The sequence below is a fragment of the Mesorhizobium sp. NPDC059054 genome (assembly GCF_042739215.1).
GTDB lineage: Bacteria > Pseudomonadota > Alphaproteobacteria > Rhizobiales > Rhizobiaceae > Mesorhizobium.
Genome location: NZ_JBHYHV010000004.1, coordinates 284,336 through 308,236 on the forward strand (window position 1 = coordinate 284,336; position 23,901 = coordinate 308,236).

The 23,901-nt window shown below is 60.9% G+C and carries 24 protein-coding genes; 12 read left to right on the plus strand and 12 right to left on the minus strand.

The genetic code is table 11. The annotated features are described in order from the left end of the window. Nucleotides 1-52 precede the first annotated feature (52 nt). From ACFWXH_RS18615 to ACFWXH_RS18645, 7 genes are all read left to right on the plus strand, one after another. Entirely contained in the window at nucleotides 53-1,129 is a 1,077-nt protein-coding gene (locus tag ACFWXH_RS18615; protein WP_379122665.1) for an ABC transporter substrate-binding protein, read from the plus strand. After that, nucleotides 1,129-2,421: a flavin monoamine oxidase family protein gene (locus tag ACFWXH_RS18620; protein ID WP_379122667.1), complete on the plus strand. Its 1,293-nt coding sequence runs from the start codon at nucleotides 1,129-1,131 to the stop codon at nucleotides 2,419-2,421. The genes ACFWXH_RS18615 and ACFWXH_RS18620 overlap by 1 nt, the downstream gene beginning before the upstream one ends. 173 nt (nucleotides 2,422-2,594) lie before the next feature. Continuing rightward, the gene (locus tag ACFWXH_RS18625; protein ID WP_379122669.1) at nucleotides 2,595-3,665 is read left to right on the plus strand and encodes an extracellular solute-binding protein; all 1,071 of its coding nucleotides are present in this window, start codon (nucleotides 2,595-2,597) and stop codon (nucleotides 3,663-3,665) included. A gap of 182 nt (nucleotides 3,666-3,847) precedes the next feature. Continuing rightward, complete coding sequence (locus tag ACFWXH_RS18630) at nucleotides 3,848-4,597, plus strand: YebC/PmpR family DNA-binding transcriptional regulator (RefSeq protein WP_054313835.1); 750 nt, start codon at nucleotides 3,848-3,850, stop codon at nucleotides 4,595-4,597. Nucleotides 4,598-4,709: 112 nt separating this feature from the next. Continuing rightward, a complete protein-coding gene (locus ACFWXH_RS18635; RefSeq protein WP_379122671.1) occupies nucleotides 4,710-5,471 on the plus strand; it encodes an RDD family protein in 762 nt (253 codons plus the stop codon). A 26-nt stretch (nucleotides 5,472-5,497) separates the two neighbouring features. Further along, a complete protein-coding gene (locus tag ACFWXH_RS18640; RefSeq protein ID WP_379122673.1) occupies nucleotides 5,498-6,103 on the plus strand; it encodes an RDD family protein in 606 nt (201 codons plus the stop codon). Then, nucleotides 6,100-6,387: a SelT/SelW/SelH family protein gene (locus ACFWXH_RS18645; RefSeq protein ID WP_379122675.1), complete on the plus strand. Its 288-nt coding sequence runs from the start codon at nucleotides 6,100-6,102 to the stop codon at nucleotides 6,385-6,387. Before ACFWXH_RS18640 ends, ACFWXH_RS18645 begins: the two co-directional genes overlap by 4 nt. A gap of 118 nt (nucleotides 6,388-6,505) precedes the next feature. Here ACFWXH_RS18645 and ACFWXH_RS18650 read toward each other — a convergent pair whose 3' ends face one another. Continuing rightward, the gene (locus ACFWXH_RS18650; RefSeq protein WP_379122677.1) at nucleotides 6,506-6,985 is read right to left on the minus strand and encodes a DUF1772 domain-containing protein; all 480 of its coding nucleotides are present in this window, start codon (nucleotides 6,983-6,985) and stop codon (nucleotides 6,506-6,508) included. Between the two features lie 13 nt (nucleotides 6,986-6,998). After that, a complete protein-coding gene (locus tag ACFWXH_RS18655; protein ID WP_379122679.1) occupies nucleotides 6,999-7,838 on the minus strand; it encodes an NAD(P)H-binding protein in 840 nt (279 codons plus the stop codon). Between the two features lie 123 nt (nucleotides 7,839-7,961). On the opposite strand from ACFWXH_RS18655, the gene ACFWXH_RS18660 reads away from it, so the two are divergent. Beyond that, nucleotides 7,962-8,603 carry a TetR family transcriptional regulator gene (locus ACFWXH_RS18660; protein ID WP_379122681.1) on the plus strand — a complete coding sequence of 214 codons (642 nt, stop codon included), beginning with the start codon at nucleotides 7,962-7,964 and terminating at the stop codon, nucleotides 8,601-8,603. Between the two features lie 75 nt (nucleotides 8,604-8,678). On the opposite strand, the gene ACFWXH_RS18665 is transcribed toward ACFWXH_RS18660, so the two are convergent. Both ACFWXH_RS18665 and rpmE read right to left on the minus strand, forming a co-directional pair. After that, nucleotides 8,679-9,995 (minus strand): MFS transporter, encoded by a 1,317-nt coding sequence (locus ACFWXH_RS18665; protein ID WP_379122683.1) that lies wholly within the window; start codon nucleotides 9,993-9,995, stop codon nucleotides 8,679-8,681. A gap of 121 nt (nucleotides 9,996-10,116) precedes the next feature. Then, nucleotides 10,117-10,338, minus strand: a complete 222-nt coding sequence (gene rpmE, locus ACFWXH_RS18670) for a 50S ribosomal protein L31 (RefSeq protein WP_054313841.1) — start codon at nucleotides 10,336-10,338, stop codon at nucleotides 10,117-10,119. 174 nt (nucleotides 10,339-10,512) lie between these two features. Between rpmE and ACFWXH_RS18675 the strand changes: the two genes are divergently transcribed. Continuing rightward, nucleotides 10,513-12,312, plus strand: a complete 1,800-nt coding sequence (locus ACFWXH_RS18675) for an ABC transporter transmembrane domain-containing protein (RefSeq protein ID WP_379122685.1) — start codon at nucleotides 10,513-10,515, stop codon at nucleotides 12,310-12,312. Here the strand turns inward: ACFWXH_RS18675 and ACFWXH_RS18680 are convergent, their stop codons facing one another. The 4 genes from ACFWXH_RS18680 to ACFWXH_RS18695 all read right to left on the minus strand — a co-directional run bounded on the left by ACFWXH_RS18680 (nucleotide 12,313) and on the right by ACFWXH_RS18695 (nucleotide 16,507). Continuing rightward, a complete protein-coding gene (locus ACFWXH_RS18680) occupies nucleotides 12,313-13,461 on the minus strand; it encodes an amidohydrolase (RefSeq protein ID WP_379122687.1) in 1,149 nt (382 codons plus the stop codon). Between the two features lie 99 nt (nucleotides 13,462-13,560). Further along, the gene (locus ACFWXH_RS18685) at nucleotides 13,561-14,244 is read right to left on the minus strand and encodes a nitroreductase family protein (RefSeq protein WP_379122689.1); all 684 of its coding nucleotides are present in this window, start codon (nucleotides 14,242-14,244) and stop codon (nucleotides 13,561-13,563) included. A 78-nt stretch (nucleotides 14,245-14,322) separates the two neighbouring features. Then, nucleotides 14,323-14,985: a GntR family transcriptional regulator gene (locus tag ACFWXH_RS18690; protein ID WP_379122691.1), complete on the minus strand. Its 663-nt coding sequence runs from the start codon at nucleotides 14,983-14,985 to the stop codon at nucleotides 14,323-14,325. Between the two features lie 34 nt (nucleotides 14,986-15,019). Beyond that, nucleotides 15,020-16,507, minus strand: coding sequence for a carboxypeptidase M32 (locus ACFWXH_RS18695; RefSeq protein ID WP_379122693.1), 1,488 nt, complete (start codon nucleotides 16,505-16,507; stop codon nucleotides 15,020-15,022). 134 nt (nucleotides 16,508-16,641) lie between these two features. Here ACFWXH_RS18695 and ACFWXH_RS18700 point away from each other — a divergent pair, with 134 nt between their 5' ends. Beyond that, nucleotides 16,642-16,995 (plus strand): DUF1304 domain-containing protein, encoded by a 354-nt coding sequence (locus tag ACFWXH_RS18700; protein ID WP_379122695.1) that lies wholly within the window; start codon nucleotides 16,642-16,644, stop codon nucleotides 16,993-16,995. Between the two features lie 83 nt (nucleotides 16,996-17,078). Here ACFWXH_RS18700 and ACFWXH_RS18705 read toward each other — a convergent pair whose 3' ends face one another. Together ACFWXH_RS18705 and glmM are read right to left on the minus strand one after the other, a co-directional pair. Continuing rightward, nucleotides 17,079-17,912 carry an outer membrane protein gene (locus tag ACFWXH_RS18705; RefSeq protein WP_379122697.1) on the minus strand — a complete coding sequence of 278 codons (834 nt, stop codon included), beginning with the start codon at nucleotides 17,910-17,912 and terminating at the stop codon, nucleotides 17,079-17,081. Between the two features lie 223 nt (nucleotides 17,913-18,135). Further along, on the minus strand, nucleotides 18,136-19,488 hold the full coding sequence (gene glmM, locus ACFWXH_RS18710) for a phosphoglucosamine mutase (RefSeq protein WP_379122699.1): 1,353 nt from the start codon (nucleotides 19,486-19,488) through the stop codon (nucleotides 18,136-18,138). 251 nt (nucleotides 19,489-19,739) lie between these two features. On the opposite strand from glmM, the gene ACFWXH_RS18715 reads away from it, so the two are divergent. Next, complete coding sequence (locus ACFWXH_RS18715; protein ID WP_379122701.1) at nucleotides 19,740-20,768, plus strand: hypothetical protein; 1,029 nt, start codon at nucleotides 19,740-19,742, stop codon at nucleotides 20,766-20,768. A gap of 155 nt (nucleotides 20,769-20,923) precedes the next feature. After that, nucleotides 20,924-21,538, plus strand: coding sequence for an antifreeze protein (locus ACFWXH_RS18720; protein ID WP_379122703.1), 615 nt, complete (start codon nucleotides 20,924-20,926; stop codon nucleotides 21,536-21,538). A gap of 51 nt (nucleotides 21,539-21,589) precedes the next feature. On the opposite strand, the gene ACFWXH_RS18725 is transcribed toward ACFWXH_RS18720, so the two are convergent. Both ACFWXH_RS18725 and ACFWXH_RS18730 read right to left on the minus strand, forming a co-directional pair. Continuing rightward, nucleotides 21,590-22,651, minus strand: coding sequence for an SO2930 family diheme c-type cytochrome (locus ACFWXH_RS18725; protein WP_379122705.1), 1,062 nt, complete (start codon nucleotides 22,649-22,651; stop codon nucleotides 21,590-21,592). After that, the gene (locus tag ACFWXH_RS18730; protein ID WP_379122707.1) at nucleotides 22,648-23,883 is read right to left on the minus strand and encodes a parallel beta-helix domain-containing protein; all 1,236 of its coding nucleotides are present in this window, start codon (nucleotides 23,881-23,883) and stop codon (nucleotides 22,648-22,650) included. Before ACFWXH_RS18730 ends, ACFWXH_RS18725 begins: the two co-directional genes overlap by 4 nt. Nucleotides 23,884-23,901 lie beyond the last annotated feature (18 nt).

Sequence of the window (23,901 nt, forward strand, 5' to 3'; positions counted from 1 at the left end):
AGCGAAGGACACAACAGACGGGCACCAGCCCGCGCAACCAAGGGGAACTGAAATGAAGACCAAGATCCGCCATTGGATGACTGCACTGGCCCTGGCGAGCACATTGATGACACCGGCAGCCGCGCACGCTGCCGGCAGCGATCTCATCATCTTCGACTGGGCCGGCTACGAGTTGCCGGAATTCCATCCGAAATACACGGAGAAGTATGGCGATGCTCCGACCTTCTCTTTCTTCGGCGACGAAGACGAGGCCTTCGAGAAGATGCGCTCCGGCTTCAAGGCGGATCTTGCGCATCCCTGTTCGCAAAGCGTTGTGAAATGGCGCGACGCCGGCCTGCTGCAGCCGCTTGACACATCGAAGATCGCGGCCTGGAAGGACCTCAATCCCGGCATCATGAAGATGAAGAACCTCGCCACCTCCGAAGATGGCACTGCCTGGTTCATGCCGTGGGACTGGGGCAATTCACAGCTCACCTACAATTCCGAAAAGGTGGACGAGAAGGACATCCAGTCGCTGAAATCCCTCGCCGATCCGAAATTCCAGGGCCGTGTCTCCATTCCCGACAATGTCGACGACGCCTATGCATTGGCCTCCCTGGTCATCGGGCTCAAGGACTGGACCCAGATGACCGACGAGCAGTTCAAACAGGCATCGGATTTCCTGCGCCAGGTGCACAAGAATGTCCGCCTCTACTGGACCGACACCACCAACATCGTGCAGGCGCTGACCGGCGGCGAGATCGATCTCGCCTGGGCCTGGAACGATGCCACCGCGCAATCGGTGCTGGCTGGCGCGCCCATCAAAGCCAAGCCCGACGCCCAGGAAGGCATATCGACCTGGGTCTGCGGCTATGTCCGCCTGAAGGACGCGCCGGGTAACGCTGACCAGGCCTATGACTACCTCAACGCCATCAACGAGCCAGACGTTGCCAATGTGCTGGTGAAGGACTGGGGTTACGGCCAGGCCAATACCAAAGGGATGGCCGCTGTGGATGCGAAATTGCTGAAGGACAAGGGCTATGACGACGTCGACAAATTCGTCGACAAGACGCTGTTCCAGTCGCCCATTCCGACGGAACTCAAGCAGAAGATGATCGCCGAGTTCGAGAAGATCAAAGCAGGATATTGATGGTTCACGACGTCATCGTTGTCGGCGCCGGCTTTGCCGGCCTTTCGGCGGCGCTTGTCCTGCGCGATGGCGGACTGGACGTGCTGGTGCTGGAAGCGCGCGACCGCGTCGGCGGGCGGGTCGAGGCGCTGACCAATGCCCTTGGTGAACGCTACGACAGCGGTGGCCAGTTCCTGTGCGAAGACATGCCGAAGGTGATGGCGCTGGCGAAGCGCCATGCCAAGACGCTGGTGCAGACACCTGTCGACGGCACCATCACGTTGCGGCCGGAAATGTCGGAAGAAGACGGCCAGGCGCTTTGGGACGCCAATGTCGCCATACGCGATCGGTTGAATGCAATCGACCCGGCCGACCCGGCTGTTCGTGACCTCAGCGTGTGGGATTGGCTGCAGCGACAACCGGATGATGTTCACGCCAAATCGGCGTTTCGTTCAACGGTCGAAGGCCTGTGGTGCCAACCGATCGATGCCATCCCGGTCTGGTACCTCATCGACAATGATCGCCGGATCACCAATGAGGTCTCGGAACTGCAGTATTTCCTCGGCGAGACGATGCATGCGGTGGCCGAAGATCTGGCAGCAGCCCTCGGCGACCGCATCCGGCTTTCGATGGCTGTGCGGCAAGTCCGACACGGCGGGAATGGCGTTACCGTGGCAACGGCTGAAGGTTCGTTTCAGGCAAGGCATCTCATCATCGCAGCGCCACCGGTGGTGGCGAACCGTATCGCCTTTTCACCGCCGCTGCCTGAGACGCTCGCCAAGGCGCTTGGCGCCTGGCGCAGCGGCACGGTCATCAAGATGCGTATTCGCTACGCCCATGCTTTCTGGCGCGACCGGGGCCGCAACGGCATGGTGTTGTGGCGCGACATCCATGGTCTGTTTGTCTGTGATACCAGCAGGGACGACGCCCACCCGACGCTTGTGGTATTCGCCGGCGGTCCGTTGGCTTTACGGTTCCGCGCGATGGGGGATGCAGATTTGCGTGCGGAAGTGCTCGATCTGCTTGCCGCCGCACTTGGACCGCAGATACTTGAACCGCTCGACTTGGTCATGCGCGACTGGACTGACGATCCGTGGAGCGGCGGCGGCTACAGCGACATCGTCGCCGATCTTTCTGCGCACGACGCCGAAAACCTGCTTCGTGTTGGCGCGCCGCCCGTTCATTTCGCCTGTTCCGAACTCTCGCCTTCATTCCCCGGCTATGTCGAAGGCGCCATCATCAGCGGCCGCATCGTCGGCGAAGCTGTGCTGGAAACGTTCGACCAGCCCGTCGGTCTCGACCGGTTGGGCTAAGCTGGTTCCGCAAAAGCGTCCCACGGTTTTGCGACAAGAACCCTGCGACAGCATCACAAGCCAAGCTGACGAGGCGTTGACATCTACCCGGCGCGCGACACCCCTCGTCAGCCGGCAGAAACTACTCTACCGTCGACGGACCTGCCGTTTTGCGATCGGGGAGCTCTCGCGTCATGGCTTTCACTTTTCACCGCATCATCCTGGCCACAGCCTTAGTCGGCTCAGTTGCCGCTACCGCCGCGCTTGCCGCCGGCGGTGACCTCGTCGTCTTTGACTGGTCAGGTTATGAAGACCCGCTGCTGCACGCCGACTACACCGCCAAACAGGGCGCCGAGCCGAGTTTTTCCTTCTTTGGCGACGAAGACGAGGCCTTCGAGAAGATGCGCGCCGGCTTCAAGGCCGATGTCGGCCATCCTTGTGCGCAGAGCGTGGTGAAGTGGCGCGAGGCCGGTCTGTTGCAGCCACTGGATACGTCGAGGATCACCGGCTGGAACGATATCAATCCCGGCCTGATGAAGATGAAGGATCTTGTCACCACGGCCGACGGCAAGGCCTGGCTGATGCCGTTCGACTGGGGCACCTCCTCGCTTATCTACCGCACCGACAAGGTCACGCCCGAGGACGCGAAATCGCTGCGCATCTTCGCCGATCCGAAGTTCGAGGGGCGTGTCACCATCGGCGACAACGTCGACGACGCCTATGCGCTTGCCTCCCTCGTGATCGGGCTGAAAGACTGGACGCAGATGACGGATGCGCAGTTCAGGGAGGCTTCAGACTTCCTGCGCCAGGTGCACAAGAATGTCCGTTTCTATTGGACCGACGACACCTCGATCAATCAGGCATTTACCGGCGGTGAGATTGATCTCGCCTGGGGCTGGGCCGAGACCTATGTCACCCTGAAGGGCCAGGGCGTGCCACTGGAAATGAACCGCGACACCAAGGAGGGCCTGTCCACCTGGGTATGCGGTTATGCGCTCTTGAAGGACGCGACGCATGTCGATGAGGCTTACGATTTCTTCAACGCCGTCAACGCGCCCAACGTGTCCAACCACCTCGTCACAACCTTCGGCTATGGCCACGGCAACGCCGCCGGCATGGCCGCGATCGACAAGAAGGTGCTGACCGAGCGCGGATTCGACAATCTCGATGCGTTTCTGGACAAGACGCTGTTCCAGCAGCCGCTGTCGGCGGACCTGAAACAACGCATGGTCGCCGAATTCGAGAAGATCAAAGCGGGATACTGATCCCGCACTGTTCGCTCGGCCTTGGCGTATCTGGACGTTTTGAGCCGATTTATTTATAAGCCCGCCATCCCGGCATCGGATCGCAAGCGGCGTCCGCTGCCCTATCAAATGTGTCAGATCGTTTTTGGCGCGCCATTCCGGTGCATGACGGTTTGACAGCCGCAAACGACCGCAGGGGTGCCATGGCAGGCCATTCACAGTTTAAGAACATCATGCATCGCAAGGGCCGCCAGGATGCGGTCCGTTCGAAGATCTTTTCCAAGCTGGCGCGCGAAATCACCGTCGCTGCCAAGCAGGGTCTCCCCGATCCGGCGATGAACCCGCGCCTTCGCCTGGCGATTCAGAACGCCAAGGCCGAGTCGATGCCAAAGGACAACATCGCCCGCGCCATTTCCAAGGCTTCCGGCGGCGATGCCGAGAACTATGAGGAAGTGCGCTACGAAGGCTACGGTCCCGGCGGCATCGCCCTCATCGTCGAGGCACTGACCGACAATCGCAATCGCTCCGCCTCCAACGTGCGTGCCGCCTTTACCAAGGCGGGCGGTGCGCTGGGTGAAACTGGCTCCGTCTCCTTCATGTGGGATCGCATCGGCGAGATCGTCTATCCGGCCAAAGTCGGCAGCGACGACAAAGTGATGGAAGCCGCGATCGAAGCCGGCGCCGACGATGTCGAGACCGACGAGGAAAGCCACACCATCTACTGCGCCTTCGAAAATCTCGGCGAAGTATCGAAGGCCCTCGAAGGCGCTCTCGGCGAAGCGGAATCGGTGAAAGCCATCTGGCGGCCGCAGAACAACATTCCGGTCGACGAGGAACGGGCCCAGTCGCTGATGAAGCTGGTGGCGACCCTCGAGGACGACGACGACGTCCAGAACGTCTACGCCAATTTCGAGGTCGACGACGCCACGCTGGCCAAGCTCAGCGCGGCCTGAGGCCTTCGAAGACAGATTTCCAACGCCCGCCAACAAGAATTGGCGAGCGTTGGGATAATTGCTTTTCAGTACTGGATGGTTCAACTTCTCCTTCGGAGAGGGGACCATCCAAATGACGGACACTGAAAGCCCACCGTTGCGGGCGGGTTTCTGGCGGCGTCTCGCCGCGCTTGCTGTCGACTCGATTGTTATATTCCTGCCGCTGCAAATCCTGGTCGCAATCCTTTTTGCGCAGACCAACGGCAATGTTCAGGGTGGTTTTTTCGTCGTCACCGAATGCCGATCCGTCAATAGCGTGCCGGAGGGACTGCAGCCTCCTCCATCAGCCGACGCCAACTTTGCCAATCTATGCACCAGCAGATTTTTTGGCTTCCCGACCGCACACATCCTGTCCGTGGGAACAACAACCCAAAAGAGCAATGTGACAACTTCTCGTTCCATCAACTATCCGCTGGATGCCGATGGCAAGCTAACAAACGCGCTCGACATGACCTGGGTGGCTCTGCTGGTGCTGACGCTCTATCTGATCGCCATGGAATGGCGCTCCGGTGCAACGGTCGGAAAACGTCTTCTGAAGATGAAGGTTATCAATGCTGGCGACACCGCCGGTGCCGGCATTCCGCTAAGCAAGGCGGTCAAACGGAATCTAGCTATGTGGGTCGGCGCGATTCCGGCTTTGCTTATTTTCATAAAGCTCATCTTCTTCAGTGCGGATCCGTTGGCAACAATGTCGAGCGGCGGATTTTTACTTGCGGCTGCCGTTGCTTTTCTGATCCAAGCGGCATGGCTGATCTGGATCGTTGTTTCGGTTTCGAAGAAAAGCGATCCTATCTACGATCGCATCGCTCGAACCAGCTTGGTGAGATTGCGATAGCCCGCTCTCTGAGGTCGACGACAGAAATGACGACCGGAGAAACACAGCAGCTGGAAAAAGTATGGCTCGGCCCCAGGTTCGTCGGGCTGTTCGTTGACTGGCTGATATTCTTTGTGCTGTCCGGGGTGACATGGTTCTGGACTGTGAGCTCCGTATTCTCCTCAAATGTCCGTATCCCCCCACAACAGGGCGTTTTTCCTGCCGAGATGTTCACCACCATGACGAGGATATTCCTGATCGAAATCCTGTTGCTCTTCGCATACCTCGTGGTGATGGAAACCTGGCGGGGGGCGACCGTTGGAAAGATGCTCGCTGGTATCAGAACGATAGACCTTTCTGCCCCTGATCATCGCCCGCCACCGTTTGTCAAAGCCTTGCCGCGCGAGTTTGTTAAAGCCGCAGGGTTCCTTCCCAGTTTGGTTACCTCCATGGTTTTCAGCACCCTGATGGCCAACGTCACCAATGCAGAGCAATTGGAGTCCATGATGTCTACCGACGGGTGGTTTTTCCCCTTGCAGTTCATTGCGCAGTTTCTGCCCCTGATCTGGCTTGCCTGGATCGCTGTCTCGCTGGTGAACAACAGGGACCCGATCTACGATCGGCTTTCCGGCACAGCGGTGGTTCGCGCATGAGCACAAAACCAGTCCTTCGCATCACCTATTGCACGCAGTGCCAATGGCTGCTGCGTGCGGGCTGGATGGCGCAGGAACTGCTGTCGACTTTCGCCACGGATCTCGGCGAAGTGGTTCTGGTACCGGGCACTGGCGGCATCTTCACCATCACATGCAACGACGAGCTGATCTGGGACCGCAAGCGCGACGGTGGTTTCCCGGACGCAGCCAGGTTGAAGCAACTCGTGCGCGACGTGATCGACCCCGAGCGCGACCTCGGCCATTCAGACCGCAAGAAGATGTGATCTACAGCATTCCCGGACTGATTTGCCCGCGCGGTCTTGGCAAGTCGCCGTGGGTAACCGCAACAAAAATCCGCCGCCTCGACCTGAGACGGCGGATTCCCTAGCCAGCACCATATGCTTACATCAGCGCCGCGATGAAGGCGGCCAACGCGCCGGTGCATGCAAAGGCGCGCACATGGTTCCAGAACACCCAGCGATCGAGATGGATGGCCCACTGCTGCGCTGCAGCCTGGCTGTCGGGTGCGGTGGCCGCCAGCGCGTCATTCATCGGCACATTGATGACCATGGTGACGACGATATTGCCGACCACATAAAGTGCTGCACCGATCAGCACCCAGCTGGGACGTGCGACGCCCCAGCCCAGGAAGGCCGCCAGCACGAGGAACAGCGCCAGCAGCGCGGTGCCCATGAAGATGGACAGGAACAACGGGTTCTGGATCACGGTATTGATGGTGTTCATAACCAACACGCCTTGCGGCACCGGTACCTGTGACAGCGACGGCATCACCGAGTTGGAATAGGCGAAGAAAAGACCCGCCATGAGGCCGCTGCCAAGCGCGGCAATGAAAGTGATGGCAATCACGATTTGAGCAAGCATCTTTCTCTCCCTCTCAGAGATCCGCGTTCCACACGCCGGTGGCGGCAGTTTCGCGCACATAGGTTGAAAAGTCTTTGGGCTCACGGCCGAGAGCCCTCTGGACCCCGTCGGTGAGATATTCGTTGCGGCCGTCGAGCACCCGAACGAACAATTCGTCGAGCAGCCACACGATATCGGCTGGCGTTCCATACGCCGCGAGTTCGGCCTTGAACTCTTCGGGCGAGACGCGGCTGTAGGCAATATCCCGACCGGAACCGCGGGCAATCTCCGCGACAGCCTCGCGGAAGGTCAGGAGCCGCGGTCCGGTCAGTTCGTATAACTCGCCGACATGGCCATCGTTCGACAGAACTTCTGCCGCCACATCGGCGATGTCGTCGGCGTCGACAAAGGGCTCGCCGACGTCGGCGGCAGGGACGGAGATCTGCCCGGCCAGCACGCCGTCCAGGAAAGCGCTTTCGGAGAAGTTCTGCGCGAACCAGGAGCAGCGCAGGATCGTCCAGTCGGCGCCGGTGGCCTTCACCATTTCCTCCGCGCGCTGCGCTTCCGCCTCACCGCGGCCGGACAGAAGCACCAGCCGGCGCACGCCACGGCTGACCGCCAGCCTGGCGAATTCCTCGATGGCTTCAGCCGCGCCCGGCACTGTGAGATCGGGATAGTAGCTGATGTAGACGGCGCCGACGCCTTCGAGGGCGCCTGCCCAGCTTGCCTTGTCGGTCCAGTCGAAGGCCGGGTTCGCCGAGCGCGAGCCGATGCGGACCGGGATGTTCCTGGCCTCGAGCCGCTCGGCCAGCCTGCGGCCGGTCTTGCCGGTGCCACCAAGGATGAGGACCGGCTTTGATGTCGTGTTGGTCATGTTTCTCTCCATGTCACAAACGTGAGTAATCCTCGCGTTTGCAAAATGTGATAAATCCTCATATTCTTTGAGTCAAGCAGGAATTTTCAAGCAGCCGCCCGGCAAGCATTCGAGGAAGCGACCATGGAAAGCGCATCGGCCATCGTTCAGGGCACTCCCGGTCCGCGTCGTGAGCCGACGCAGAAACGCAGTCGCGAACGGGTGGAGCGGATGCTCGCCGTCGCCTCGGCACTGATCGCGGAAAAAGGCAGCGACGCCCTGCGCATGGGCGAAGTGGCCGAGAAAGCCGGTGTTTCGATCGGTTCGCTCTACCAGTTCTTTCCCGACAAGAGCGCCATCATCCGGGCCCTCGCCGACCGCTACCAGAAGGAGAGCGAGGCATGCATCGCGGAAGCTCTCGCGAGCGTGAAGGACCGGAGGGGTCTGGAAAAAGCCTTCTCGGAACTGGTCGATACCTATTACGGGATTTTCCTGGGCGAGCCGGTGATGCGTGACATCTGGTCGGGCACGCAGGCTGACAAGGCGCTGCGCGAGCTGGAGCTCGCCCACAGCCGCGCCAATGCCGGCATGCTGCTCGAAGTCCTCCTGCGTCTGCACCCGGACGAGGATCCGCCCGCGCTCGAAACCTCCGCCTTCCTGATCTGGCAACTCGGCGAAGCGACGATGCGGCTCGCGGTTTCGGTCGACCGCGCCGAAGGCGATCGACTGGTCGCCGCCTACAAGCGGATGGCGCTGGGCGAACTAGCGAGTAATCCCGAAAAGTAGGAACCGGTTTTCGGAAAGATCACGCTCCAAAAAGAGCTAGGCCAGGATGACGGTTCAATGAAATGTCATTCTGAACTAGCGCGCGGCAGAAGCCGCACGCTCGTCCATTGCCGACGTGTGTTTGGTGTCGCGCATGGTCGAATAGACCAGTAGCGAAACGAAAATGACGCCGGCCAGATAGTAGTAAAACCATTGTTCATGGCCCTGCTGTTTGAACCACAGCGCGATCGCCGGCGCCGTGCCGCCGAAAATCGATACCGTCAATGCGTAAGGCACGCCGACGCCGGTGGCGCGCACCGCGGTTGGAAACAGCTCGGCTTTCACCACTGCATTGATCGAGGTGTAGCCGGCGGTGAAGATCCAGGCGCCACAGATCAGCAGGAAGGCGACGAAGGGCGATGTCGTGGATGACAGCATCGTCAGGATCGGCACCGTCAGGATGGTGCCGGCAACGCCGAAGAAGATCAGCAGCGGCTTGCGGCCGATACGGTCCGAGATCAACCCATAGATCGGCTGCAGGATCGCAGCGAAGATCAGCGAACCGGCGATCACATAGGTCGTGGTGAGGTCAGACAGGCCGACCGTCTGCTTGACGAAGGTCTGCATGTAGGTCGTGAACGTGTAGAAGGCGGCAGTACCGCCGGCTGTGAGCCCGACGACCATCGCCACTTCGCGCGGGAACTTCCTCAGCCCGCGCAGCGAACCTTCGCGCTTCTGCGTTGCCGTCGTCGCCACGAAAGCGTCTGTCTCGTGCAGTTGCCGGCGCATCACCGCCGAGAAGATCGCAAGCAGCGCACCAATGACAAAGGGAATGCGCCAGCCCCAGGCGACCAGTTGCTCATGCGTCAGGAACACATTCTGCAGGAGCAGCAGGACCAGGATGGCGCACAACTGGCCGCCGATCAGCGTCACATATTGGAAGCTGGAGTAGAAACCGCGATGGTTGGGATCGGCGACCTCGCTGAGATAGGTAGCGCTGGCACCGTATTCACCGCCGAGGCTGAGACCTTCGATGACGCGCGCCAGCGCCAGGAGCACCGGCGCCGCGAAGCCGATCGTTGCGTAGGTCGGGGTAAACGCGATGATCAACGACCCGAAACACATCATCAGCACGGAAATGGTGAGCGAAAGCCGTCGACCGTAACGGTCGGCAATATGCCCGAACAGCCAGCCACCGAGCGGCCGCACGATAAAGCCGGCAGCAAACAGGGTGGCAGCGTTCAACTGCTGAACGACTGGGTCATGCGATGGAAAGAAGGCCGGCGCGAAATAGAGCGCAAACGCCGTATAGGCGTAGAAATCATACCATTCGACCAGATTGCCGATCGAACCGATGAAGATGGCTTTGATCCGGCGGCGAGCGTCGTCGAAATGGAGAGCGGTATCGGACACATGACCTCCCTGCCCCCGATGGTAGGATCGGCCAGTTCACGTCCCGATGCAACCCGCGCATACACGCAACAAAAAACCCGCCTTGAAGGCGGGTTTTTCGGATCGGTATCGCGTTTCCGGCTTAGATGCCGAGATTGGCGAACTTGTTCTTGAACTTCGACAGACGACCACCGCGGTCGAGCAGCGTCTGCTGGCCGCCGGTCCATGCAGGGTGCGTGGAGGGATCGATGTCGAGGTTCATCGTGTCGCCTTCCTTGCCCCAGGTCGAACGGGTCTGGTACTCGGTGCCATTGGTCATGACGACCTTGATGGTGTGGTAATCGGGATGGATTTCAGCCTTCATCGCTCTTGTCCTGGCTAGCTGGGACGGCGGCCCTGCGGCGATGCGCCCCTTTTTAAAACTCGAAGCCGCAGCTATTGAGGAGCCACGGCTTCAAAAACGGTCGGCGTGCCTATACAACAGGCGAAATTGAATCACAAGGCCGCGCCGGAGCCAATTCGGACAGGAACCGGGACGATGGCGGACCCTATCAGCGCCGACGAGCGCAGACGCTCGCTCAAGCCGCTCCGGCGCGTGTTTCCCTATATCACCCGCTATCGCGGCCTGGTGATTGGCGCCGGCATTTCGCTGGTGCTTGCGGCTGTCACAACTTTGGCGCTGCCGCTTGCCGTGCGGCGCATGATCGACAACGGCTTCTCCACCTCGGACTCAGCCTTTATCGCCAGCTATTTCGGCATGCTGATGATCATGGCGGCCGTGCTCGCGCTGGCATCCGCCGGCCGCTACTATTTCGTCATCACTCTTGGCGAACGCGTTGTCGCCGACATTCGCCGCGACGTATTTTCGCATGTGACGACTTTGTCGCCGGCTTTTTTCGACACGTCGCAGTCGGGCGAGATCGTCTCGCGTCTCGCCGCCGACACCACGCAGGTGAAATCGGCAGTGGGCGCGACCGCTTCCGTGGCACTGCGCAATGTCATCCTCGGCCTCGGCGCATTGGCGATGATGGTGGTGACCAGCCCCAAACTCTCCGGCCTCGTCATTGCGGCCATCCCGGTCATCGTGTTGCCGCTGGTCGCCTTCGGTCGTTCGGTACGCCGCCGTTCCAGGCAGGCGCAGGACACGCTGGCCAGTGCCACCGCCTATGCCAGCGAGCAGATCGGCGCCGTACGCACGCTGCAGGCCTTCACCAATGAAGGGCTGGTCACCGGCCGCTTCTCGGCAGCAGTCGAGGCCGCCTTTGCCGCCGCCCGCGCCTCCGTCCTTGCACGCGCGCTGCTAACCTTCTTCGCCATCTTCATGGTGTTTTCCTCAGTGGTCGCCGTTCTGTGGTTCGGTTCGCGCGATGTGCTCGACGGCACGCTGTCACCCGGCACGCTTGGTCAATTCCTGCTCTATTCGGTCTTTGCAGCCGGTGCCCTCGGCGCACTCTCGGAAGTGTGGGGCGAGTTGTCGCAAGCGGCAGGCGCCGCTGAACGGCTCACCGAAATCCTCGCCGAGAAGCCCGGCATCGAGGCGCCGGCCCAGCCGCGCGCCTTGCCTGCCAAGGCCAAGGGCGCCATCGAATTCGACGATGTCTCCTTCTCCTATCCGGCAAGACCTGATCGCGCCGCAGTGCACGGCCTGAGTTTCTCGGTGAAACCCGGTGAAACGGTCGCCATCGTCGGCCCATCGGGCGCCGGCAAGAGCACCGTGTTTTCGCTGATCCTGCGTTTCTACGACCCCGAAACGGGCGCGGTGAAACTCGACGGCATCGATCTGACGGAGACGGATCCGCTCGCGCTGCGCCAGCGCATCGCCATTGTGCCGCAAGACGTCACGATCTTTGCCGCCAGCGTGTGCGACAACATAGCCTTCGGCAGGCCCGGAGCTGCCCACGCAGAGATCGAGGCAGCAGCCAGAGCAGCCCTTGCCGAGGAATTCATCCTCAAGCTGCAGAACGGCTATGACACGCCAGTCGGCGAGCGTGGCGTTACTCTATCCGGAGGGCAGCGCCAACGCATCGCCATCGCCCGCGCTATCCTGCGCGACGCGCCGATCCTGCTGCTCGATGAAGCAACCTCCGCGCTCGACGCGGAAAGCGAGACGCTCGTGCAGGAAGCGCTCGAACATCTGATGCGCGGCCGCACCACGCTGGTCATCGCGCACCGGCTGGCGACCGTGCTGAAAGCCGATCGCATTCTCGTCATGGACAGCGGACGCATCGTCGAGGAAGGCACGCACAAGAGTCTCGTCGCCAAGGGCGGCATTTATGCCAAGCTCGCCAAGCTGCAATTCGAAACCGGCGCCAGCGCCTTCATGGGCGCGGCGGAATAGTCACCCCAAAAGATTGCGCGCCGTCCGCAGGAAGATTCTGGCGCCGATCGGGATGAGATCGTCCGGAAAATCATAGTCGGGATTATGCAACGCCGGATGCCGTTCGCCGGCACCCAGGAAGAACATCGCCGAGGGCGCACTGCGCCCGAAGATGCCGAAGTCTTCTGAAGCCCGCATCGGCAGACTGTCTCCACTGTGCGTGACACCTTCCTGTTCGAGAGCTATGTGCAGATGCCCGACTGCCGCCGGTGCGTTCATGCTGGCGACGAAGATCTCATGATAGCCGATTGCAAAGGTCAGGCCGGCTTCGCGGGCGACCTGGTTCACAAGCGCTTCGGCGGTAGCGCATAATCCTGCCATCCGGTCGTCGAGCCGCGTGCGCAGCGTCGCCCACACCTCCGCTCGGCCGGGCGCCACGCCGAACACCGCCTCACCCATCGTGGCATGGGTGATGGTCACCATGCCGAAATCGTCGTCGCTGAAAGCGCCACTGCCGAGCTTCGCCAGTGCCAGCATCAACTGGCTTACGGCCAACATCGGCGAGGTACCGGTTTCAGGCATCGAGGAATGCGCCGTCTTGCCTTCGAGCACGATACGCATCCCACGCGAGGCGCAGTTGACGACGCCGGGTTTCAACCGCACCTCGCCGAACGGAATGCCGGGCAGATTGTGCAGCGAAAAAGAAAAATCCGGAGCGATCTCGCCGAAACGCGGATCGGCCACCACACCGACAGCACCATCACCGGTCTCCTCCGCCGGCTGGAACATCAGAACGACGCGTCCCTTCTGCGGGCGGCTCCGCCCAAACTGGCGGCCGAGTGCGGCCAATATCGCGGTGTGTCCGTCATGGCCGCACATATGCGACTTGCCGGGCACCAGAGACGAATGCTCCACGCCGGACAACTCTTCGATCGGCAATGCGTCGAGCTCGGAACGGAAGAGAACTGTCGGGCCAGGCTTGCCGCTGTCGTAGACCATGGCGACGCCATGGCCGCCCAGCCCTGTCAGGACTTTATCCGGCCCGGTATCGGCGAGAAAGGCAACCACCTCCTTGGCGGTCGCCTCTTCTTCGTTGGAAATTTCCGGATGCCGGTGCAACTGGCGGCGCCATGCTGTGAGCTCGATCAGATCCTGGTTGGTCAGGGACAACGCGGCCTCCACATCCGGCTTTCATCCGGACAAGATGCCGTCGGACGCTCCGGATCGGAAGAGGCAGCTACGGGAAAAGGGCCCTCCAGACGACCTTAATCAAAGGAACGTGGCGATTTCCGCCAACGGCTTCTTCTCGACCGCATGTTGCGGGATGGTGGCGCCTTCCTTTGGATAGCCGACAACCATCAGGATATAAGGCTTGTCGTGCGGGTCACGGCCGCAGATCTCGTTCAGAAAACTCATCGGGTTCGGCGTGTGTGTCAGCGCGACGAGGCCGGCGCGGTGGATGGCGGTGATCAGAAAGCCGGTGGCGATCGAAACCGATTCCGGCACGTAGTAATTCTTGCGCATGACGCCATCGGCGGAACGGCTGCGGCGTTCGCCGAAAATACAGATCAGCCAGGGCGCCTCTTCCAGGAAGGGCTTGTCGGCGTCGGTGCCGAGCGGTGCCAGCGCCGCCAGCCACTCCTCGCCGGCCCTGCCCTCATAAAAGGCGCGTTCCTCGATCTCGGCCGCCTCCCGGATGCGCTTTTTGATCGCCGCATCGCCGATGACCGCGAAATGCCAGGGCTGGTGGTTGGCGCCGTTAGGGGCGGTGCCGGCTGCCAGGATACAGGTTTCGATAATGTCGCGTGGTACCGGCCGGGTCGAGAATTCGCGCACCGTGTGACGGGCGCGCATCTCCGCATAGAAGGCTTCGGCATTCGCGCGCATTGTCTCCAGGGGAAGCTCCTGAAAGTCCGGCAGCGGAATCGGCTGGTAATTGGTGGTCGGTTTCATCGGATGACGCTCCTCAGATTGTCGAACAATATTGTCCGACAATCCTGAAATGCGCAAGTCGGGGTCGATTAGAGCCGTTCAGGCTCGCGCGAAATGGTCGTCGGACAGTTTCTGGATGAGTGCTCCCGAAGCGATGACATGCTCCCGCATCGCAGCTTCCGCCGTCGACCTGTCATCGGCCAGAACGGCTTCGACGATGTGACGATGCTCGACATTGCTGGCAAAGACATGCTGACGGTCGACCAGCATACGGAACTGCAGCCAGTAAAGTGAATTGGACAACCTGGTCAGCGTCTCAGTCAGCACGGCGTTGTCGGCAATCTCCGGGAACAACTCATGGAAGCGGGTGTTGGCGTCGGAGAATTTCGCCATGTCATTGGCCTCTACGGCCTCATCCATTTCCGCCTGTAGGGCAAGCAACCTCGCAGGCGCGGCATGCAGACCCGGGAGGGCAAGGCCAACAGCCAGCGCTTCCAGCGCGCCGCGCACGGCGAAGAGGTTGTCCACCTCTCTGCGCGACAGCCTGCGCACCGTGACGCCGCGGTGTGGCTCGAAGGCCAGCAATCCATCCACTGTCAGCCGCTGGAAAGCCTCGCGCACAGAAGATCGCGATACGCCGTATCGGGAAGCGAGTTCGGTCTCGGTGAGACGCTGACCGGGCACCAGATGACCGCCGCGCACAGCCTGTGCGATGGCCGAGGCAACGTGCTGCGCAGTCGAAAGAGTATCGCGTTCGGTCACGAAAACCGGCCCACCATTGTTCTCGGAAAATCTATCATGACTTGCCGTAGCGCCGCTTCAGATGCGTGATGAAATGCGCCGCATTCAGCTTCTCGCCAGTGGCGCGTTCGAGCAGCTCCGGCGTGGAGTATCGCGAACCCTGCGACCAGATGCGCTCCCGCCGCCAGGCATTGACCGCATTGAAATCACCCCGGGCGATCTCGTCATCCGCAGCCGGATGTTCCCTGGTCAGCGCTGCCCATTGCTGCGCAGCCATCATGGCCCCAAGCGTGTAGGAGGGGAAATAGCCGAAGGCAGCGGAAGGCCAATGCACGTCCTGCATCGGCCCGTCGGCCGCGTTCTCGATGGTTGAAAGACCAAGATAGTCGCGCATCTTGGCATCCCATGCCTCCGGCAGGTCCGCGACCTCCAGCCGGCCCGAGACCAGATCCTGCTCCAGTTCGAAGCGCAGGATCACATGCAGCGGATAGGTGACTTCGTCGGCATCGACGCGGATCAGCCCTCGTTCGACCCTATGCACATGCGGCAGGATATCTTTCAGCGTCCAGGCTTCGCCGAGATCTTTCTCGACCACCGGCAGCGCCCAGCGCCAGAACGCCGGATTGCGGCCGAGCTGTTTTTCCACGAACAGGCTCTGGCTTTCATGCACGGCCATGCCACGCGCCTTGCCGAGTGGCCAATGCGACCACTCTTTGGGCAGGTTCTGCTCGTAGAGCGCATGGCCGGTTTCGTGCAGCACTCCCATCAACGACGACAGGAAATCCGAAGTCTTGTAGCGGGTGGTGATGCGCACGTCGGTCGGCACGCCGCCGCAGAACGGATGGTGCGATACCGAAAGCGAACCGTGATTGAGGTCGAAGCCGACGGCAGCCATCATCGCCAGGCCCAGTTCGCGCTGCTTTTCGATCGGATAGATCCCCGACAGCGGTTTCAGTGGCCGCTTCGCCAGTTTTTCGTCCTGGACAGCAAGAGCCTCCGGCACGAAGTCCTTCAGGAAGGTCTTGAGTTCGGCAAAAACCGGGGCGATGTCCGCAGCACGGTTGCCCGGATCGTACTGCTCCATCAGCGCGTCATAGGGCGACAGCTTGAGGACGGCTGCTCGCAGGCCTGCCTCTTCACGCACCAGCGCGACGATGTTTTCGAGCGCTGGGCGAAAGCCTGCCCAATCGTTCTTGGCACGCAGATCCCGCCACAACTGCTCTGAACGCAGTCGCGCTGCCGTTTGCCGTTCGACGAATTCCGCAGGCAGGCAGGTCAGGTTGATGTACTGGCGTTCGAATTCCCGCAACGCTGCCTGCTGATCTTCGTCGAGCGGCTCGGCCTTGGCTGCAACGATCCAGTCTGCGACTTCCGATGCGGTGGCCTGGCGATGATACATGCCGGCCAGAGTCGCCATTGCCTCGGCTCGTTTCTCACCACCGCCGACGGCCATGTGGGTCGCCTCGTCGGCACCCAAAATGGCTTGCGCGTGTTCCAGCGCCTCAAGCTTGCGGCCGAGCTCATCCAGTTTCTTGAACGACATTGCTTCACCAGGAGATCATGAATGGTCGGCGCGAACAGACATCAAGCCAGCCGCAATCGCAAGCCCATCCGCGCCTCTTGCGCGGCGTTACCGCCTGCGGGAACATGAAGAGGCATTCATGAGGGAGGGGAACAATGGTTGCCACCGTGCTCATCGGCCTGGTTGCACTGATCCATATCTATATCGTTTATCTGGAGATGGTGTCCTGGGACACGCCGCGTGGCCACAAGGCATTCGGGCTGACGCCGGATTTCGCCAAGGCGTCCAAGGTTTTGGCGGCCAATCAGGGTCTCTACAACGGCTTCCTGGCAGCCGGCCTGATCTGGGGACTTTATCTCGGTGAGGCAGGCTTCCAGGTGAAGACCTTCTTCCTCGTCTGCGTCATTGTTGCCGGCCTCTACGGCGCAGCGACGGCAAGCCGCAAGATCCTATACATCCAGGCCATCCCGAGCGCACTGGCACTGATCGCGCTGTGGCTGGGCTGGTGAGGGCCACAGCCAGACGGCTTCTTCGCTCCAACGAAAAACCGCCCGGCGATGCCGGGCGGTTTTTCGAATGCTCAAGGCAGGAATTACTTCGTGTAAACCGGTTCCGGCTCCGGCACGTAGACCGGCGGAGGCGGCGCGCAATCCGACCGGCCACCAAACTGGTAGCGCAGACCGGCGCGTACTTCATGCGTGTTGATGCCATCGTCGAAGCCGGGACCACCGCCGACCTTGTAGCCGAACATGCGTCCGCCATTGATGTGGCTGAAGCGATAACCGACATCGAGCTTGGTGGTATCGGTCAGACAGTAGGAAGCACCGGCCATGAGCGCATAGGCGAAGCGCCAGCTCGAGTGCCCCTCATGCTCGAATTCGCCGTCGGGATCCTTGTTGACCAGGGTGTTCCACTTGAGGTTCGCACCACCGATACCGGCGCCGACATAAGGCGTGATGCCGTGCCAGGTACCGATGTCGACATAGGCGTTGGCCAGAAGTAGCAGCGCCGAATAGGAACTGGTGTCGCTCGAGGTACAGGGCAGGCCCGTGCCGCAGAAGCCTGACGTGCTGCCGTTGAACTTGGTCTTCGACCAATAGTCCAGCGTAAGGTCGGTGCGGAAGTATTTGGTGACCTGGTAGCCGACACCGCCACCCACCGAGAAGCCGCCCTTCAGCTCGTGGGTATCGAAATGACCGACCTGGCCAAACGGAAGGACGTATTCCGGGCTGTCCATATTGGACTTGCGATACCCCAGATCGCCGCGAATGTACCAGCCGCCATAATCGGCTTCCTCATAGACCGGCGCCGCGATAGGCGGTGCTTCCACCACCTGCGGCTCGGCCAGATCCGCCGCCAGTGCCGGCGCGGCGAGGCCGGACAGCAGCAAGCCAGCGACGGCTGCTTTCCTTCCGAAATTGTACATCCTTGTCACCCTTGAGACGTCGGAACACGGATCGTGCCCGAACATGATTGACCTCGGGTGTGGATAATGAATTGCAAAGGTTAAAAGGCGTTTAACCGTATCAGTTAACTATAATCGTCTAAAATTCTCTCGAAACGCTACTCGAAAGACTTCGCCGAACAGCACAAGACCCGCCAAAGCGGGTCCTGCGATTCAGCCTGGCAATGAATGGAGCCTGCCCGTCTCAGGCAGCGCTGCGCGCTTCGGAGATCACGCCGACAATGTCGTTGACGACCTCTTCGACCAGCTTGGGGTCGTCGCCTTCCGCCATGACGCGGATGAGCGGTTCCGTGCCCGACGGACGAATGACCAGGCGGCCCTTCTTGCCGAGGCGATTCTGCGCGTCTTCGATCGCAGCCTTGACCGGAGCCTCTTCCAGCGGCTTGCCGCCCGAGAAGCGGACGTTCTTCAGCAATTGCGGTACCGGCTCGAACTTCTTGAGCAATTCACTGACCGGGCGGTTCTGCCGCTTGACGCAGGCGAGCACCTGAAGTGCCGAGACCAGACCGTCGCCCGTTGTCGAGAAATCGGACAGCACGATATGGCCGGACTGTTCGCCGCCGACATTGAGGCCATGCGCACGCATGTGCTCGACAACGTAGCGGTCACCGACCTTGGTGCGATGAAGCTGCAGCTTCATACCGGTCAGGAAACGTTCCAGGCCGAGATTGGACATGACGGTGGAGACCACGCCGCCGCCGGCCAGACGGCCGTTCTGGTGCCAGGATTCGGCGATCAGCGCCATGATCTGGTCGCCGTCGACCACAACACCGTTCTCATCGACGATGACGACACGATCCGCATCGCCGTCCAGTGCGATGCCGATGTCGGCGCGAACCTCGTGTACCTTCTTCTGCAGCTCGGCCGGGTGGGTGGAGCCGCATTCCTTGTTGATGTTGAAGCCGTTCGGCTCGACATTGATGGCAACCACGTCGGCACCCAGTTCCCAGAGCGCGGCGGGCGCGACCTTGTAGCCCGCGCCGTTGGCGCAATCGACAACGATGCGCAGGCCAGACAGCGACATGGCCCGCGGCAAGGTACGCTTGGCGAACTCGATGTAGCGGTCATGGACACCATCGACACGCTTGGCGCGGCCGAGGCTGTCGGAATCGGCCAGGGCCATCTCGACGTCTTCGTCGAGCATGCTTTCGATCCGCTCCTCGATCTCGTCGGAGAGTTTATAGCCGTCCGGACCGAACAGCTTGATGCCGTTGTCATAATAAGGATTGTGCGAGGCGGAGATCATCACGCCGATGTCGGCGCGCAGCGAGCGCACCAGCATGGCAACGCCCGGCGTCGGGATCGGGCCGAGCAGGAACACATCCATGCCGGCGGCGCATAGGCCGGCCACCAGCGCGTTCTCGATCATGTAGCCGGAGAGCCGGGTGTCCTTGCCGAGCACGGCACGGTGACGGTGGCTGCCACGCTGGAAGGAAAGACCGGCGGCCATGCCGACTTTCATGGCGATTTCCGCCGTCATCGGGAACTTGTTGGCGCGACCGCGAATACCATCCGTTCCGAAATAACGTCCCGACATCTACTATGAGTCCCTGGCTGTTTGCCCGAAGGCTGCTAATGCCACAACTGCCCCGTGCCAAGCCATCACTTTGTGTTATTCTATGTCATGAATCTTAGAAATGTGTTTCCCCTGCCAAAAATGCGACGCAATGGTCGCAAAGCTCGCTGATACGTGCGGGAGAAGATGCGGCTGCCGCACTAGCGTAGGCACGGCTTGCGCGCTATTGCTCGCATGGGATTGATTGTGAGTGGCACAACGGAGAGAACGCTATGCTCATCGATCGACTTGCTACATTGACGGGCCTTGCCGTCGTCACCCTGTTTCTGGCCCAGCCGGCCAGTGCGCTCACGATGGCCGAGTGCAGCACCAAATATAATGCGGCCAAGGACGCTGGTACGCTGGGCGGCCAGACCTGGAACCAGTTCCGCAAGGCGCAGTGCGGTACGGATGCCAGCACCGCCACGGAAGAAACCAAGCCGGCCAAGAAGACGAAGGCCAGCACGGACGACAGCAAACCTGCCAAGAAGACCAAGGCAGCCGCTGCGAACGACGATGACGCCAAGGGCTTGTCCGCCAAGGAATGCTCGGCCAAATACCAGGCCGCCAAGGCTGCCGATACGCTGAACGGCATGAAGTGGAACGATTTCCGCAAGGCCGAGTGCGGCCCTGGCGCCACCGCTGCCGTCGACACGAGCGCAAAGAAAACCAAGGCTGCGGCAAGCGATGACGATGCCAAGGGCCTGTCCGCCAAGGAATGCTCGGCCAAGTACCAGGCCGCCAAGGCTGCCGGTACGTTGAACGGCATGAAGTGGAACGATTTCCGCAAGGCCGAGTGCGGCCCTGGCGCTACCGCTGCAGTCGATACGACCGCGCCGGCGAAGCCTGCCAAGACTTCGACCAAGGCGGCAGACGCAGGCGGCAAGGGCCTGACCATGGCTGAATGCTCGACCAAGTACCAGGCCGCCAAGAGCGGCGGTACGCTGGGTGGTCTGAAATGGAACGACTTCCGCAAGGCCAATTGCAGCGCGGACGCCAATGACGACGACTCCGTGCCTGCCGCCGATGAAGCCACCTACACCAGCGAGCCGGAAACTCCGACCGCCAAGGCCCCAAGCGGCGTCAGGTTCCCAAGCGCAGTTGCGAAGAAGTACTCTTCCGAGTCTCCGGGCAAGGCCCGCATGCACACCTGCCTCGACCAGTATTATACCGCCAAGGATAACAACGCCCTCGGCGGCCTGAAGTGGATCCAGAAGGGCGGCGGCTACTACAGCCTCTGCAACGCCCGCCTGAAGAGCTGACCGGCGCTCCCTAGCGCCAAGAAAGCGTTAAGTCCAAGGAATCGCGCGGGTTTTGCTCGCGCGATTCTTTTTTGTCCCGACGGCCAGATTCTTCTGGAACAGAAGTAGAACAAATAGTATACATATCGGGTTTACTTCACTCACCGGAGGGGTTTATGCGAGTTCTCTATCTGGCGGCCACTGCCGCGACCATCATGTTCTCACTCGGCACTGCACCAGCCAGCGCACTGACGATGAAAGAATGCAGCACCAAGTATCAGGCCGCGAAAGAGGCCGATACGCTGAACGGAATGAACTGGACTGCTTTCCGCAAGGCAGAGTGTGCCGCCGCTGACACCGACGCTGCGGCAACAGACGTCAATGCCGGCGTGGTCAACACGGGCGACGCCGCAGCAACCACCCAAGCGAAAACGGCCTTCGTCTCTTTCAAGGAGTGTGGCACACGCTATCAGGAAGCCAAGCGCAACAACGAGTTGAACGGGCGCGGATGGGACGAATACCGAACCGCGGAATGCGGCCATTCGCTGGACAAAAAGGAGGCGAAAGCCTCTTCCAATCCCGCACAAGCGCCGGCCGGCGTTACCTTCCCAACCGAAATCGCCGCCGACTTCAAGGATGAAACGCCATCGAAGGCGCGCATGCACTCTTGTCTCAAACAGTATCACGCCAACAAGGAAGCCGGCACGCTGAACGGGCTGCGCTGGATTCAGAAAGGTGGCGGCTACTACAGCATTTGCAGCAAGCGGCTGAAAGGTGATCAGGCAGCCTGATCTGCCGAACGAAAGGGCCTCGAACCTAAGGGTTCGAGGCCCTTTCGTCGTCTACCGCAACGAAGCGATCCATTCGGCCAGCAGTTTGACCGCCTCCGCGTCGGCGATATGACGCCCGAGCTCAGGCATCATCACGCCAGGCACCGTGCTTTCCACGCGGTAAGTCAGGATCGAGCGATCCGGCTCGCCCGGCACGATATCGAATTCGCGATCGCCCGAACCCCGGCCTGCCGCTGCCGGCCGTTTCAGAACACCGTATCGTACGGGAACATCCTCACCATATGTGAGAAACAGCCCGGTATTGCTGGCTGGCCCCTCGGCGCGATGGCAATGCGCGCAATTGACGTCGAGCCAGGTGCGGGCACGTTTATCGAGAGGGGCCGTGACATCACGCCAGTCTGCGGCGGCCGGGATTTCAGCAAGGTCAGGCGCTCCTGAGAGCAGGCTTGCAGCCGCCCAATGGGCAATCTGGTTTTCAGATCCACCCGCATAAGCATAATCGGTGTTGAGGTTGCGAGCCTTCGGGCCGAGCGGTGTGATCTTGCCGTTGAAGGCGTGGCACGCCTTGCACTGGTTCTTGTTCGGCACGGAATATTCGAAAGATAACGGCATGCCGTTGCGGCCGATCGTCGAGATCGCAACCTTGGCTCCGGCAATCTTCAGTGTCGCATCGGTCTGCTGGTCGTTCCAGAGATAAGCCCACGCCTGCCAGCCGTCCGCATGATGCAACAGAACCCGGGTTTCGATCAGTCGCAGTTTCTCAGCCGCCTTCCTGTAATCCGCGGGAAAGGCGAAGGTCTTGATCAACGCTGTACCGACGGGGAAGTCGAAAGCTTCGACAGGATCGTATTTCGCTGCCTGTCCCTTCGGCAGATAAACGAAACGGAACTTCTCCGCTCCGTCCGAAAACAACGGCGTCGCCAGCCGAAACGGCACGACACCCGGTGCTGGCATCTGTTTTTGCAGATCTTCGAAGAAACCGAATTCCGACAATTGCTTCGGCGGCGTGGCAGCGAGAACGACCGTGTCGGAGATCGCTTGAGCAGGAGTGCCGAACGAAACAACTGCCGCCATCGCGGCAATCAACGACCGGACATATCCAAGGCTGTTCACGCTCCGCCGTCCTGCGGCAGTTTGACGGGCTGTGGTTCGGGCAGGCTGCCTTTGTAACCCGAAATGTCGGTGTCCGGCCACCATCCCCATGGCAGCAGAAGCTGCGAAAGCATCTTCAGATTGATGAAGCTCGTGCCTTCCGGCTCGTCTACATAGACCTGGTTTTCGGTGGACACCCAGCTCAAATATTCGGGAATCCTCGTCACCCCGTCCCAGACGACGTCCGGCACAGGCGTACCGGAGATATCCGCAATCATCTTGCCGACTTCGCCATCGGGCGCGTTGCCGCCTTCGCCATAGGTGTTGCCGTGCACAAAGACACCGCGCGGCACGAACATGTAGTTCTTGTCGTCGTAGTCCTTGGGATAGGCACCGATCAGCACGTGCGTGGTGCCATTGCCGGACAGGCGGTTGCCGAACACATGCACATTGCGGTTCGCCATCACCATGATGCCCGTGCCTTTCGGCACCATGGCGACCGTATTGCCCTTCGGCGCGAAATTCGCCGTCTCGTTGTCCACGACATCGTTGTCGAAGACGCGGATGTCGTGACCGCCTTGCACCGGCAGGTTGGGGAGATCGAACACGAGGATGCCACCGGTATTGTGGGTCGCGACATTCTTGTAGACGTCAGCACGCATCGAATTCTCGATCTCGATGCCGGCAACATTGTACTCGGCCCTCGAATTACGCACGATGACGTTCTCGCTCTGGCCGACATAGATGCCGGCGTCGGAGGCACCCCGCACGGTAACCTTGTCGATCAGCACATGCTTGGAGGAAACCGGATAGACGCCATAGGAGCCGTTTTTCTCGTTCGGCCCGTTTGTCCACTCGACGCGCAGATTGCGGAAGGTGATCTGGTCCGAGCCTTTGGACTTCACGCCATCGCCCTTGGCGTCCTCAACGGCGAAATTCTCCAGGACGACGCGATTCGAGGTGACGAGCAACCCCTCGCCCGACCCGGTCTGCCCCTTCAGCGAAAGGATCGTCTTGTCAGGCCCTGCGCCTTTCACCGTCACGTCGTCAACGTCGAGCGACAAGCCTTCGGTGAGTTCGATACGGCCAGGGCCGATCACGACGGCATCGCCCGGTTGCGCCGAAATCAGCGCCTCGACAAGCTTTTCGGCCGCACCATCGCCGGCGTCCACGGTAAGTTCAGCGGCTGAAGCAAGACAGGCCAGACAAACTCCGCTCGCGAAAACGGCGGCCCGTATCAAGATGGAACGCATCGCCCTCTCCCTGCGCAG

What these genes read in the sequence shown, in the direction of transcription:
- ACFWXH_RS18615 (WP_379122665.1), top strand. Translation starts at nt 53, where the DNA reads ATGAAGACCAAGATCCGCCATTGGATGACTGCACTGGCCCTGGCGAGC.
- ACFWXH_RS18620 (WP_379122667.1), top strand. Translation starts at nt 1,129, where the DNA reads ATGGTTCACGACGTCATCGTTGTCGGCGCCGGCTTTGCCGGCCTTTCG.
- ACFWXH_RS18625 (WP_379122669.1), top strand. Translation starts at nt 2,595, where the DNA reads ATGGCTTTCACTTTTCACCGCATCATCCTGGCCACAGCCTTAGTCGGC.
- ACFWXH_RS18630 (WP_054313835.1), top strand. Translation starts at nt 3,848, where the DNA reads ATGGCAGGCCATTCACAGTTTAAGAACATCATGCATCGCAAGGGCCGC.
- ACFWXH_RS18635 (WP_379122671.1), top strand. Translation starts at nt 4,710, where the DNA reads ATGACGGACACTGAAAGCCCACCGTTGCGGGCGGGTTTCTGGCGGCGT.
- ACFWXH_RS18640 (WP_379122673.1), top strand. Translation starts at nt 5,498, where the DNA reads ATGACGACCGGAGAAACACAGCAGCTGGAAAAAGTATGGCTCGGCCCC.
- ACFWXH_RS18645 (WP_379122675.1), top strand. Translation starts at nt 6,100, where the DNA reads ATGAGCACAAAACCAGTCCTTCGCATCACCTATTGCACGCAGTGCCAA.
- ACFWXH_RS18650 (WP_379122677.1), bottom strand. Translation starts at nt 6,985, where the DNA reads ATGCTTGCTCAAATCGTGATTGCCATCACTTTCATTGCCGCGCTTGGC.
- ACFWXH_RS18655 (WP_379122679.1), bottom strand. Translation starts at nt 7,838, where the DNA reads ATGACCAACACGACATCAAAGCCGGTCCTCATCCTTGGTGGCACCGGC.
- ACFWXH_RS18660 (WP_379122681.1), top strand. Translation starts at nt 7,962, where the DNA reads ATGGAAAGCGCATCGGCCATCGTTCAGGGCACTCCCGGTCCGCGTCGT.
- rpmE (WP_054313841.1), bottom strand. Translation starts at nt 10,338, where the DNA reads ATGAAGGCTGAAATCCATCCCGATTACCACACCATCAAGGTCGTCATG.
- ACFWXH_RS18675 (WP_379122685.1), top strand. Translation starts at nt 10,513, where the DNA reads ATGGCGGACCCTATCAGCGCCGACGAGCGCAGACGCTCGCTCAAGCCG.
- ACFWXH_RS18685 (WP_379122689.1), bottom strand. Translation starts at nt 14,244, where the DNA reads ATGAAACCGACCACCAATTACCAGCCGATTCCGCTGCCGGACTTTCAG.
- ACFWXH_RS18695 (WP_379122693.1), bottom strand. Translation starts at nt 16,507, where the DNA reads ATGTCGTTCAAGAAACTGGATGAGCTCGGCCGCAAGCTTGAGGCGCTG.
- ACFWXH_RS18700 (WP_379122695.1), top strand. Translation starts at nt 16,642, where the DNA reads ATGGTTGCCACCGTGCTCATCGGCCTGGTTGCACTGATCCATATCTAT.
- ACFWXH_RS18705 (WP_379122697.1), bottom strand. Translation starts at nt 17,912, where the DNA reads ATGTACAATTTCGGAAGGAAAGCAGCCGTCGCTGGCTTGCTGCTGTCC.
- glmM (WP_379122699.1), bottom strand. Translation starts at nt 19,488, where the DNA reads ATGTCGGGACGTTATTTCGGAACGGATGGTATTCGCGGTCGCGCCAAC.
- ACFWXH_RS18715 (WP_379122701.1), top strand. Translation starts at nt 19,740, where the DNA reads ATGCTCATCGATCGACTTGCTACATTGACGGGCCTTGCCGTCGTCACC.
- ACFWXH_RS18720 (WP_379122703.1), top strand. Translation starts at nt 20,924, where the DNA reads ATGCGAGTTCTCTATCTGGCGGCCACTGCCGCGACCATCATGTTCTCA.
- ACFWXH_RS18730 (WP_379122707.1), bottom strand. Translation starts at nt 23,883, where the DNA reads ATGCGTTCCATCTTGATACGGGCCGCCGTTTTCGCGAGCGGAGTTTGT.